Origin of the sequence: Alcanivorax sp., assembly GCF_040119285.1 — a bacterium.
Classification (GTDB): Bacteria; Pseudomonadota; Gammaproteobacteria; order Pseudomonadales; family Alcanivoracaceae; genus Alcanivorax.
In genome coordinates this window covers 21,336-33,193 of record NZ_JBEDTY010000038.1, presented here as the reverse complement: position 1 = coordinate 33,193, position 11,858 = coordinate 21,336, and the positions used below count along the sequence as shown (strand labels likewise).

The 11,858-nt window shown below is 56.6% G+C and carries 12 protein-coding genes and 1 tRNA gene; 10 read left to right on the top strand and 3 right to left on the bottom strand.

Annotated elements, in window-relative coordinates; all coding sequences use genetic code 11:
• The first annotated feature begins 12 nt into the window (after nucleotides 1-12).
• The gene (locus ABNH10_RS14750) at nucleotides 13-705 is read left to right on the top strand and encodes a hypothetical protein (RefSeq protein WP_349386632.1); all 693 of its coding nucleotides are present in this window, start codon (nucleotides 13-15) and stop codon (nucleotides 703-705) included.
• A 12-nt stretch (nucleotides 706-717) separates the two neighbouring features.
• Here ABNH10_RS14750 and ABNH10_RS14745 read toward each other — a convergent pair whose 3' ends face one another.
• Together ABNH10_RS14745 and ABNH10_RS14740 are read right to left on the bottom strand one after the other, a co-directional pair.
• Nucleotides 718-960, bottom strand: coding sequence for a hypothetical protein (locus ABNH10_RS14745; RefSeq protein ID WP_349386631.1), 243 nt, complete (start codon nucleotides 958-960; stop codon nucleotides 718-720).
• Nucleotides 961-1,043: 83 nt separating this feature from the next.
• Nucleotides 1,044-1,130: transfer RNA gene (locus ABNH10_RS14740), tRNA-Leu, on the bottom strand.
• 102 nt (nucleotides 1,131-1,232) lie between these two features.
• Here ABNH10_RS14740 and rnr point away from each other — a divergent pair.
• The 9 genes from rnr to radA all read left to right on the top strand — a co-directional run bounded on the left by rnr (nucleotide 1,233) and on the right by radA (nucleotide 10,805).
• Nucleotides 1,233-3,701 carry a ribonuclease R gene (gene rnr / locus ABNH10_RS14735; RefSeq protein WP_349386630.1) on the top strand — a complete coding sequence of 823 codons (2,469 nt, stop codon included), beginning with the start codon at nucleotides 1,233-1,235 and terminating at the stop codon, nucleotides 3,699-3,701.
• Nucleotides 3,702-3,852: 151 nt separating this feature from the next.
• Complete coding sequence (gene rlmB, locus ABNH10_RS14730; protein ID WP_349386629.1) at nucleotides 3,853-4,608, top strand: 23S rRNA (guanosine(2251)-2'-O)-methyltransferase RlmB; 756 nt, start codon at nucleotides 3,853-3,855, stop codon at nucleotides 4,606-4,608.
• A gap of 382 nt (nucleotides 4,609-4,990) precedes the next feature.
• Entirely contained in the window at nucleotides 4,991-5,332 is a 342-nt protein-coding gene (gene rpsF / locus ABNH10_RS14725; RefSeq protein WP_011589468.1) for a 30S ribosomal protein S6, read from the top strand.
• Between the two features lie 2 nt (nucleotides 5,333-5,334).
• The gene (priB, locus tag ABNH10_RS14720; RefSeq protein ID WP_011589467.1) at nucleotides 5,335-5,643 is read left to right on the top strand and encodes a primosomal replication protein N; all 309 of its coding nucleotides are present in this window, start codon (nucleotides 5,335-5,337) and stop codon (nucleotides 5,641-5,643) included.
• A gap of 22 nt (nucleotides 5,644-5,665) precedes the next feature.
• Nucleotides 5,666-5,896, top strand: a complete 231-nt coding sequence (gene rpsR, locus ABNH10_RS14715) for a 30S ribosomal protein S18 (protein WP_007148676.1) — start codon at nucleotides 5,666-5,668, stop codon at nucleotides 5,894-5,896.
• Nucleotides 5,897-5,911: 15 nt separating this feature from the next.
• Nucleotides 5,912-6,364, top strand: coding sequence for a 50S ribosomal protein L9 (gene rplI / locus ABNH10_RS14710; RefSeq protein ID WP_011589466.1), 453 nt, complete (start codon nucleotides 5,912-5,914; stop codon nucleotides 6,362-6,364).
• Between the two features lie 252 nt (nucleotides 6,365-6,616).
• Nucleotides 6,617-8,011 carry a replicative DNA helicase gene (dnaB, locus tag ABNH10_RS14705; protein WP_349386628.1) on the top strand — a complete coding sequence of 465 codons (1,395 nt, stop codon included), beginning with the start codon at nucleotides 6,617-6,619 and terminating at the stop codon, nucleotides 8,009-8,011.
• A 90-nt stretch (nucleotides 8,012-8,101) separates the two neighbouring features.
• A complete protein-coding gene (gene alr, locus ABNH10_RS14700) occupies nucleotides 8,102-9,163 on the top strand; it encodes an alanine racemase (protein WP_349386627.1) in 1,062 nt (353 codons plus the stop codon).
• 274 nt (nucleotides 9,164-9,437) lie between these two features.
• Nucleotides 9,438-10,805: a DNA repair protein RadA gene (gene radA, locus ABNH10_RS14695; RefSeq protein ID WP_349386626.1), complete on the top strand. Its 1,368-nt coding sequence runs from the start codon at nucleotides 9,438-9,440 to the stop codon at nucleotides 10,803-10,805.
• 209 nt (nucleotides 10,806-11,014) lie between these two features.
• On the opposite strand, the gene ABNH10_RS14690 is transcribed toward radA, so the two are convergent.
• Nucleotides 11,015-11,797, bottom strand: coding sequence for a DUF547 domain-containing protein (locus ABNH10_RS14690; RefSeq protein WP_349386625.1), 783 nt, complete (start codon nucleotides 11,795-11,797; stop codon nucleotides 11,015-11,017).
• Nucleotides 11,798-11,858: the final 61 nt, after the last annotated feature.

Below are 11,858 nucleotides of genomic sequence, written 5' to 3'. Positions count from 1 at the left end.
TGGAGTGAAAAAATGAAAATTCTATGGGCCTTGGTCAGTTTGATGTTGGCGGGTGAGGTTTGCGCACAATGTGTTGACGGTTCCCTTCAGGGAGAAGGGCAGGTGCTGCATGCCCGCTATCAGGTTTTTTCGGAAGAAGGTCGTCACCAGGTGGATTTTTATCGTTCCGGCAATCAGGTGGCCTGGCAGCGTGGGGATGTGATCAGCGTCTGGAAGAAAGAGGCAGAAAGTGCATCGCTGCTGCGTTCTTTTCCCGGCTATGAGCGTTCCATCTGGTATCCGGCAGGCGATCTGAGGGCGTTGGGAAAAGAAACCCGTTGGCAGGGGGTGACTGGCTGGCCGCAGCCTGAAGACGCGGGTTTTGCCCGAGTGGAAGGCGGTGATGCCGTGGTGCTGGGGTGCCCGGTGCAGGCATATCAGAATGTGGAGTATGGCCAGGTGCTGTGGCTGGAGCGGGTAGGCGTGCCTGCCCGGGTGGCGGATAGGACCCAGCAATGGCAGCTGGTGTCTCTTCAGCGAGAATCAATGAGTGATACGTTTGATCGGTGGAGAAAATGGCCCAGTACCGATTTCGCTGATATTGGCGACAATGAAGCCGATCCTTTCCTGCGGAAAATGATTGCGTTGGGGTTTGTCGAGCATGGCGCCAGTGGTTTCTACCAGGCAGACGGTAAGCCGATGCAGGGGGGGCCGCACCACCACTGAGTGTGGTGGTGTTTACTTGCGGCGGGTAATCACAATCAGTGCCAGGGTGACGCCGACCACGGCGATGGGGAAAAACAGCAGGTAGCGTTTGCGGCGGGCTTCTTTCTCCCGGTGAGCGTCGGCCTGCTGAATGGCCGGGTGGACAGATTCGGGGCTTTGCGCCGAATTGCCTGGGTCGGCGTAGGTGGCCACGGGAGCCAGGGCCAGGCCACAGGCCAGCACAAGTGCAGCGATCACGGGGCGAAGGAGTGTCATATGGACCTGCGCTATCAGTGATTGGGGGTTGGGCAGGGCCCGAAACGAAAAAGGGCCCCCGTCTGGGAGCCCTCTTTCTTAATTGGTGCCGAGGAGAGGACTTGAACCTCCACGCCCTTGCGAGCACTAGCACCTGAAGCTAGCGTGTCTACCAATTTCACCACCTCGGCTTCGCTATGCGTGGGCTAAATTTATTAGCCGTTCATCGCGAAAGCGGGTGCATTCTAGTATATGATGGGCCAATGTCAAATTCCTTTTCGAAAAAATCTTCGATGACCTCAAAAAAACGCTATAGCGATCCCCATGCCGACCGAGAGGCGGAAAAGTACGAAAACCCTGTTCCCAGCCGGGAGCTGATTCTGGATGTGCTCAATGATCAGGGTAAGCCCCTGTCGTTTGAGCTGCTGGCACAGCTGCTGGAAGTGGATGAAGAGGGCGAAGTCGGGCTGGATCGCCGTATCAAGGCCATGCTCCGTGATGCCCAGCTGGTTCAGAACCGCAACGGCAAGGTTGGCGTGGTGTCCAAAATGGATCTGATCGCCGGTCGGGTACAGGGCCATAAAGATGGCTTTGGGTTCCTGATTCCGGACGACAAGACCCAGGGAGACCTGTTTCTCGCCCCCCGGCAGATGGAAAACGTCATGGACGGGGACCGGGTGCTGGTCAGCAATGCGGGCTATAACCGCTTTGGCAAGAAAGAAGCCCGGATCGTCGAAATCACCGAACGTGTGTCCACGGAAGTGATTGGCCGCTATTCCCAGGAAGCGGGGATCAGCTTTATCGAGCCGGAAAACCGCCGCATCACCAAAGAAGTCCTGATCGAGGACAAGAACGGCATCAAGCCAAACCCCGGCGACCATGTTCGCGCCACTATTACCCAGTACCCCAGCCGCGATCACCATGTGCTGGTGCGCCTGGAAGAGATTATTGCCACCCCGGATGAAGCCGGCATGGAAGTAGAAGTGGCGCTACGCCGCTTTGAAATTCCCCATGTCTGGCCGGAAGGCGTGGAAGCCGCCGCCGAAAAATTTGCTGATAAGGTTCCCCATAAGCCCAAGGCACACCGGGTGGATTTGCGCGATTTGCCGCTGGTGACCATTGATGACGAAACCGCCCGTGATTTCGATGATGCGGTTTATGTAGAGCGTCGTCCCCGTGGTGGCTGGCGTCTGATCGTGGCCATCGCCGATGTGAGCCATTATGTGCACCCCGGCTCCGAGCTGGATCAGGAAGCGGCCAAACGCGGTAACTCCGTGTATTTCCCCAATCGGGTCATTCCGATGCTGCCGGAAGCGCTGTCCAACGGGCTATGTTCACTGAACCCCCATGTGGACCGCCTGTGTCTGTACTGCGACATGAAGATTTCTGCCAACGGTCGTCTCACCCGGTTTATTTTCCGTGAAGGGGTGATGCGCTCGCGGCACCGTCTGACCTACAACAAGGTCGGCGCGATCATCGAAGAGCCGGAATCCAAGCTGGCGCAGGATACTGTGGCCAGCCTGGACGATGAGTCCCTGGACATGATCTGGTCATTCCACGAAATGTTCCTGGCCCTGCGCCGTCGTCGCGCAGAGCGCGGTGCCATCGATTTCGACAGCGATGACACCCGCATCATTTACGACGAGAATAAAAAGATTGAAGCCATTGTGCCGGTGCAGCGCAATGTGGCGCATATCATGATTGAGGAGGCCATGCTGGCCGCCAATATCTGTTCCGCCAAATTGCTGGAAAAAGCCGGTGTACCGGCGCTTTACCGTAACCATGAGCCTCCCAAGGAAGAGCGCCTGAGCAAGTTGCAGCAATTCCTGGGTGGGTTGGGCTTGAGTATTGCTTGGTCGGAAGGGGCGGCGCCAAAGCCGTATGTCTTCCAGGACCTGCGCGAAGAAATTCTGGAACGCCCGGATCGCAACGTGATCCAGACCATGATGTTGCGCACCATGAGCCAGGCCAAGTACGAGGCCGAGAACAAGGGCCACTTTGGGTTGGCGTACAAGGCCTACACCCATTTCACTTCGCCGATTCGCCGTTACCCGGATTTATTGGTGCACCGCGCCATCCGCTTCCTGATTCGCAGCAATGGTGAGCCGAACCACGTGGACAACCCGGGCAACTTGCCGGAAATTCCGCGTCAGAAAATCCTGCCTTATAACCAGGCGGATATGGTGGCCATTGGTGAGCAGTGCTCCATGACTGAGCGGCGGGCGGATGAGGCCACCCGTGATGTGGTGTCCTGGCTCAAATGCCAGTTCATGGAGGCACACCTGGGGCAGGTGTTTGAGGGTGCCATCAGTGGTGTGGCCAGTTTTGGGTTGTTCGTGCAGCTTAGTGATCTGCATATTGATGGCTTAGTGCATGTGGCGAACCTGGATAGCGACTACTACCACTTTGACGAAGTGAGCCTTACTCTCACCGGTGAAAGTACTGGTCGCCAGTTCGGGTTGGGCGATGCGGTCACAGTCTGTGTGGCGGCGGTGCACACGGAAGACCGTAAGATTGACTTGCAGTTGGAGTCCTTTACCCCCAGCGGCAAAGGCCGGCCCAAAGCCGCCAGCAAGAAGAAACCGTCCGGCGGCAGAGGCCGAGGGGGGCGTTCTGGGAATGCCGGCAAGGCAGAGTCGGGCCAGTCCGAACGGGAAAAGTTGGCGAAGGGCGATATCCCCAAAGCTAAGGCTAAGGCTAAGGCCAAGCGCAAGGGCCCGCCCCGCGGTAAAAAGGCCGCGCGCCGCACCAAAAAAAGCTAACGGCATTGCCCGTAGGCGCGGAGCTTGAGTCGTGGACGGAGTGCCTTGATGGCATTAATGCGCGGTTTAAGCGCCGTTCCTGCCTTTTGATTCCATTCCCACGACGTATCTCGTGGTTGCTGCGTAGTGCGTTTAGTGTGCAGGGCTCGTTATGAATAAACCCCTAATGTATTCCGGCTTCCATGCGGTGGAGGCGCTGTTGCGCCATCGGCCGGAGGCCGTGCTGGAGCTGTTCGTTCAGGATACCCGGGCCGACCGGGATGATCCGCGTCTGGCTGCTCTGATGCAGGCAGCAAAAGGTTTCGGTATCGCTATCCAGCGAGCTCGGCGCGAGGTGCTTGAAAAGCACGCAGGGCCCCAGAATCAGGGCATCGTGGCGCGGGCGCGACCCCGTCGTCCTTTGGATGAAAGCGCGTTGTTGCAGTGGCTGGACGGCAAGCCGGCCAAGCCGTTGCTGCTGGTTCTGGAAAACGTTACCGATCCGCATAATCTCGGCGCCTGCCTGCGCAGTGCGGATGCTGCAGGGGTTCAGGCAGTGATTGTGCCGCGTCGTAATGCGGCAGGCCTGACGCCGGTGGCATGTCGCACCGCGGTTGGGGCAGCGGAGAGCCTGGCGTATTACGAGATTGGTAATTTGGCTAGCCTGCTGGACCAGTTGCGCGATCGAGGGGTTTGGGTGGTTGGCACGGCTTTAGAAGAACGAAGTGAGTCCCTGTTTACCTTCCAGGCCCCGGAATCCCTGGCCGTGGTGATGGGGGCTGAAGGGAGTGGGTTAAAGCGTCTGACCCGTGACAAGTGCGACCAGTTATTGGAGATACCCATGGCTGGGGAGGTGCAGAGCCTCAATGTGTCCGTTGCCACTGGGGTTATGCTGTTTCAGGTGCGGGCTCAACGCAGCGTGGAATGACGCAGTAAGTTGCTGCCGGTAACGCTCCGGCGGCGCGCCCTCCCGATTCACAACCATTTTTTGTTGCCGCAGCCTCGCTCACAGTGTGTATAGCCGTGTCTCGTTATTGTTTTTCCCTCTTATTTCAGGGGGTTACGGTCGCCCTCGGGTTTTGTATGCGTGTGTAAAGTCGGGTTTTATCCACGCATGTGTTCGTGGTGACTAGAGTGCAATGGATATGTCTTGAGATTGCCCCCTGCAATAGGATAGAATCGCGCGCTTCCTGCGTCTCCCCCCGGTTTCGGGCCGGGATGCAGGTCTCCTTGCTTCACCGTGCGTTGATTGTGATCACGGCGGGAAGCTGAATTGGCGTCGTGAGGCGTCGCAACCGTAAGGAGCTAACATGCGTCATTACGAAGTTGTGTTTCTGGTTCATCCGGACCAGAGCGAGCAGGTGTCTGCTATGGTCGAGCGCTACAGCGCGATCGTGACCGACGGCAAAGGCACTATCCACCGTGTTGAAGATTGGGGCCGTCGTCAGCTGGCTTACCCGATCAACAAGATCCACAAAGCTCACTATGTGATGCTGAACATCGAATGTGACGGCGAGACCCTGGGCGAGCTGGAAAACACTTTCCGCTTTAACGATGCCGTAATCCGTCACCTCGTAATTCGTCGCGACAACGCTATTACTGAGCCGTCGCCGCTGGCGAAGCATGACGAGAAGGAAGGGGCTGCCAGCTAACTTTGGAAAGCAACCACTGCGAACTCACTGGTGTGATCGTCACCTTGGAAAAGGTGGCCCTGACTCCAGCCGGAGTGCCCCGCCAGAGAATCTGGTTGGAGCATCGCTCTCGGCAACTGGAAGACGGACATCCCCGTGAAGTCCAGGCCCGCATTGCCGTTATTCTGGCAGGTGGGATGACCCAGCAGGCCGCAGGCCTGAAAGAGGGTCAGCGAATCAAGGTAATCGGATGCCTCAGCCGCGCCGGTTACAAGGGAGACGCCCGGGACCGTTTGCAATTGCTTGCCCAAACGCTGCAAAGCCTTAACTAAGGATTCGACAGGAGATTATCCAATGGCCCGTTTTTATCGCCGCCGCAAGTTCTGCCGCTTTACTGCGGAAGGTGTTGAGTACATCGATTACAAAGATCTCGACACCCTGAAAGCCTACATCACCGAGACTGGCAAGATCGTGCCCAGCCGTATCACCGGCACCAAGGCACGCTACCAGCGTCAGCTGGCCTCTGCTATTAAGCAGGCTCGCTTCCTGGCGCTGCTGCCGTACTCTGACAGCCACGACAATTAAGCCGAGGGGACCATCATGCAAGTGATCCTGCTGGAAACGATCAAGAACCTGGGCGATTTGGGCGCAGTTGTAGACGTACGTTCTGGTTACGGCCGTAACTTCCTGATCCCGCAAGGCAAAGCGCTGCCTGCCACCAAAGCCAATTTGGCTGAAGTGGAACAGCGTCGTGCTGAGCTGGAAAAGCACGCTGCACAGCAGCTGGGTGCTGCCCAGGAACGCGCCGAGAAGCTGAACGAAACCACCGTTTCCATCGCCGCTAAAGCTGGTGACGAAGGCAAGCTGTTTGGTTCTGTGGGCACCCGCGACATCGCGGAAGCCATTTCTTCTTCCACTGGCGTGGATGTTGAAAAAGCAGAAGTGAAGCTGCCTCATGGTGCGTTGCGCACCACCGGTGAGTTCGAAATTGACCTGGCGTTGCACGCCGAGGTCACTGTGGCCATCAAGCTGGCTGTGGTTCCTGCCGAGTAATCGACAGAACTGACAACCGGTTTGCCCCTGCGGGGGTGCGGTGACAGAATCAGGGCATTGTCTGAAAGGACAGTGCCCTTTTTAATGGTAGCTACAAGCAGAAAACTGCAACGCGACCAGAATGCCTCTTAAGTTTGGATGCCAGCCGCCGCGCCTAGCGTTTGGGCATGGATAAGGCCTTTCAAATGATTATGCCTTCTTTCTTGTTATGGTTTGTAGCTTGTAGCTCAAAACTTGGCTGTAGTTATTGCTATGAATGAACCCATGTCGCTGGACAAACATCTGCCTGAAAACCTGCGTATTCCCCCCAACTCTGTGGAGGCGGAGCAGGCGGTGCTGGGTGGTTTGCTGCTCAATAACAGCGCCTGGGATGATGTGGCCGAGCGCGTTGGCGCGAGGGACTTTTACCGTAAGGAGCATCGCCAGATTTTCGAGGTGATTGCCCAGCTGGTGGAAGAAGAAAACCCCAGTGACCTGGTTACCGTCTCCCAGGCGCTGAATAACCTGGGCCAGTTGGAATCCATCGGCGGCATGACCTACCTGTCTGAGTTGGCCCGCAACACTCCCAGTGCGGCTAACATTACCGCCTATTCGGATATTGTCCGTGAGCGCAGCATCCTGCGGCAGTTGATCAATGTGTCCCACAAGGTGGCAGACAGCGCGTTTAATACAGAGGGCCGCAAGTCACTGGAAATTCTTGATGAAGCGGAATCCTCCATCTTCAAGATTGCTGAGCAGCAGAAAAAAGGCGATGGCCCGCAGAACATCAAATCAGTGCTTAAAAAAGCAGTGGATCGGATTGATGAGCTGTACAAAACGAAGAGCTCACTTACCGGCCTGACGTCTGGTTTTGAAGAGTTGGATAAAATGACCGGGGGCCTGCAGCCGGCGGACATGATCGTGGTTGCGGGCCGGCCTTCCATGGGTAAGACCACCTTTGCCATGAACCTGTGTGAAAACGTGGCGATCAAGAGTAACAAGCCCGTGCTGGTGTTCTCCATGGAAATGCCGGCGGAGTCCATCGTAATGCGGATGTTGTCCTCGCTGGGCCGCATCAATCAGGGGGCAATTCGTTCCGGTAATCTGGAAAAGGATGATTGGCCGCGCATTACGTCTGCCATTCACATGCTCAGTGAGCAACGCTTTTTTATTGATGATACCCCGGCACTGAGCCCGCTGGAGATGCGTGCCCGTGCTCGTCGGGTAGCGCGCGAATGTGGCGGTGAGCTGGGCCTGATCATGGTCGATTACCTGCAGCTGATGCAGGTGCCTGGGGTGGAAAACCGGGTGAACGAAATCTCGGAAATTTCCCGCTCCCTAAAAGGGATCGCTAAGGAGCTGAATTGCCCGGTGCTGGCGCTCTCCCAGTTGAACCGCTCGCTGGAACAACGCCCCAACAAACGCCCGGTCATGTCGGATCTGCGTGAATCCGGGGCGATTGAGCAGGATGCGGATTTGATCGTTTTTCTGTATCGCGACGAGGTGTATAACAAGGACACTAATGAGCGCGGTGTCGCCGAAATTATTATCGGCAAACAGCGTAATGGTCCTATCGGCACCGTACGCCTCGCCTTCCGTGGTGAGTTCACCCGTTTCGATGACCTGGCCCCGGAATATTATGCGCAGTTGGCCGCAGGGGATGAATAAAATGCAGAATGAAGGCGGTTGGATGCAGAATGCGCCGTCGGTTTTTTTAAAGGTTAACCGTCTGCCGCTAGGCGCCGAGCTGCAATTTTTATGAGAGGCACACGCGTAGAAATTCGCCCTGCCGCACTGAGGCACAATGCGCGTCGGGCTGTGGAGCTGGCCGGTGAGGCTCAGGTGTTTGCCATGGTTAAGGCTAATGGCTATGGCCATGGGTTGCTGTTAGCGGCAGAGGCCATACACGAGAGTGTGTCGGGTTTGGGCGTGGCAGTGCTGGAGGAGGCGAGGGCGTTGCGCGAGAACGGCATAACCTTGCCAATACTGGTTGCCGAAGGATTCTTCGATGACAAAGAGCTACAGGACGCGGAGCGGCTCTCGCTTGAGGTGGTGGTGCATTCGTTGTGGCAAGTGGCGTTGCTGTTGGCGAACCCGTGCCCGGTACGTATTTGGTTGAAAGTGAATACGGGGATGAATCGTCTTGGTTTGCGCCCGGATGAAGCTTTGGAAGCGGCGGCACGGTTAAGCGAAGTGGGTAACGCTCCGGTCGGCGTGATGAGCCATTTTGCCTGTGCGGATGTGGAACACGATCGTCATTCCGAGAAGCAGCTGCTGCTGGCGGGAACTATAGCAGAGCAGTTGCAGTTACCATTATCCGCGTCAAACTCTGCTGCGTTGCTGCGTTACCCTCGCGCCCGTGCCCAGCAAGTGCGTCCAGGCATCATGCTGTATGGCTCATCGCCGTTTGACTGGCAAACTGCTGCGGAACTTGGCTTGCAAGTCAGCCACCGCTTCAGTGCGCGCCTGATCGCCATCAATGTCGTTGAGACGGGTGAAAGCGTGGGCTATGGCGCTACCTGGACTGCCACAGAGCCACGACAAATCGGGGTGGTGGCAGTGGGCTATGGCGATGGCTACCCACGCCACGCGCCCAGCGGGACGCCGGTAGCGGTGAACGGGGTCGTTACGACGCTGGTGGGGCGAGTTTCCATGGATATGATCACCATCGATGTGACCGGCTTGAGTGCCAGCGTGGGGGATGAGGTGGAGTTGTGGGGTGACGTGGTCGATGTGGATGACGTGGCCCGTGCCTGTGGGACAATCAGCTATGAGCTGTTCTGCCAGATCACGCAAAGACCGGAACGCACCATCGTCTGATCCGAAGGTCAGTTTAGGCGTCCCGCTTGAGGTGCGAACATCAAGTGCGAATTCATCACAGAGCGTGCTGAACGCTCAGAGTAAACCATTTTATCCTCAGCGTTTTTTGCGCACTTTGTGTGGAAAAGATCTGTTTCCTTCAGGCCCGAATTCGCCCCTCAAGCGGCGTTATTCGCTGCGCTCACCCCTTTGGGGCCGCACTCCGTGCATTACTCCGCTGCGCTACGTTCCTGCCGCGGCTTTGTAGATAGCAATACACAAGAAGGATTTGTTTGTGGCCAAGAAAAAGATCGCGTTTGTATGCACGGATTGCGGAGCGGATTTTCCCAAATGGCAGGGTCAGTGTCCGGCCTGTAATGCCTGGAATACCTTGCAAGAGTTTGTCCACGATCCTGTTACCCCATCATCAAAAGGGGCGGGTAGCCGGGGCGGCTTTTCCGGCCAGTTGTCAGAAGTGCAAAATCTCAATGATATTGTGCTCGAAGAAACCCCGCGTATCAGTTCCGGCATGGGCGAGCTGGATCGAGTGCTGGGTGGCGGGTTGGTGCCTGGTTCGGCCATTCTGATTGGTGGGCACCCCGGTGCGGGTAAATCTACCTTGCTACTACAAACGCTGTGTAGGCTCTCTGACTCCCAAAACTGTTTGTATATCACCGGCGAAGAATCCTTGTCGCAAGTGGCGATGCGGGCTGACCGCCTGAAGCTACCCAAGGAAAAACTGCGACTGGCGGCGGAGACGGATGTGGAGCAGATCCTGGAGCTGGCCCGCAAGGAAATGCCGAAGGTGTTGGTGGTGGATTCTATCCAGGTCATGTTTCTGGCGGCGTTGCAGTCGGCGCCGGGCAGTGTGGCTCAGGTTCGTGAATGTGCTGCCGCTCTGACTCGCTTTGCCAAGCAGACGGGAACAGTGCTGCTGCTGGTGGGCCATGTAACCAAGGATGGCACCCTGGCGGGGCCGAAGGTATTGGAGCACATGATTGATTGTTCCCTGATGCTGGAAGGATCTACGGATTCGCGCTTTCGTACCCTGCGTGGCCTCAAGAATCGTTTTGGGGCGGTGAACGAGCTGGGCGTATTTGCCATGACCGGCGAAGGGCTGAAGGAAGTAAAAAATCCTTCCGCCATTTTCCTTAACCGGGCCGAGGAGATCGCTTCCGGTTCTCTGGTAACGGTGGTCTGGGAAGGAACCCGTCCGCTGCTGGTGGAGCTGCAGGCACTGGTGGACGCCTCCCACTTCGGTAACCCTCGGCGTATCTGTGTGGGGTTGGAGGGGAATCGGTTGGCCATGTTGCTGGCGGTACTGCATCGCCATGGTGGCATTCAGGTAGGCGATCAGGATGTGTTCATGAATGTGGTGGGTGGTGTGAAGGTTACCGAAACGGCTGCAGACTTGGCCCAATTGCTGGCTATTGTGTCCAGCTTTCGTGACCGGGCGCTGGAGCGCGAGCTGGTGGTGTTTGGTGAGGTGGGCTTGTCCGGGGAAATTCGGCCGGTTCCTCAAGGGCAGGAACGGCTTTATGAAGCAGTAAAACACGGCTTTAAAAAAGCCATTGTGCCGAAAGCCAACTTGCCTAGAAAGCTGCCAGACGGGGTGGACATTATCGGCGTCAGTAACGTGGCTGAGGCGCTGGAATACTTATAATTAGTTGAGAGTGGAAGAGTTAACCGCTCGCGGATCGAATTTTTATTTTAAAGGGTGGAGGCACGTCGAGAGGCTGAGCGCAGCTCGCGCTGCCGCTCTATGTTCGAGCCGCTGTGCACCGTTAAAAGATAGGCCCGTGCCTCGCAAGGGGCGGGTGAGGATTTCGTGGTAGGCGTCCTCCATGCCGTTTTCCTCTTGGTGGGGCGTGTTTACTGGCCGTTCAATGACCAGTTGTAGGGTAAAAACCGCACCTTGATACTGCCCTCCCGCAGTGCCGTTTGGCGGTTCTCGGGGATGTCTAAAATATTGGCATACCGCTGGAGGTAAAGGGATAAGCTGCCGGCGCTTTCTGCAAAATCCTCTTGGTACCAGTCAAATATTTTCGAAACCTCCAGGGTGTCCGTTTCGCTGTTGTAACGGTTGCGTTCACGATCGCGGAGAAAACGCTGGGTGCTATCGGCCAACTGTTGCTCAAGCTGGTCACCGACAAAGGCTTCCGGGCGCAACGCAGGGCAACCGATGGAGGCGCAATTGACAGCAAAGTGAATGCGGGGATCTTTCAGGTTTGGGTTGCCGCGGATAAGTGTGTGCTCTACTTCATCAAGGGTTCTTTTTTGCCCGAGCAGGGTAAAGAAGCGCTGGTCCCAAGGGCCGGAGAAAAAGGTGCCAATATCGCGGATAGAATCAGGGCGCACGGGTTCTCGCAGAATTAACTCAATGGTGTACGCGTTGTAGGCGTTGATCAGGAAGGCGAGTTGCTGGTCGTTGCTAAACTGAGAGAACGCGTCGGCAGACACTGCGGAGAGGCTGTTGAGATATTTCTTAAGAGCCGCTCGTTCCGCTGCTATACCCTCGTAATTTACTGCGCTGGCGACACCGTTTCGTTGCCAGCTGACGTGCTTTTTCAGCAGGGTGTCCCAGCCACTGTGATCAAACGCCAGTAATGGGCTACTAAGCAATAACAACAAGGATATTAGCAAGCGCATAAACATAGTTACTCCTACTGGTTTTTGCCATGCAAGCGCGGTCTGCCACAGCATGAAAGGTGTTCTT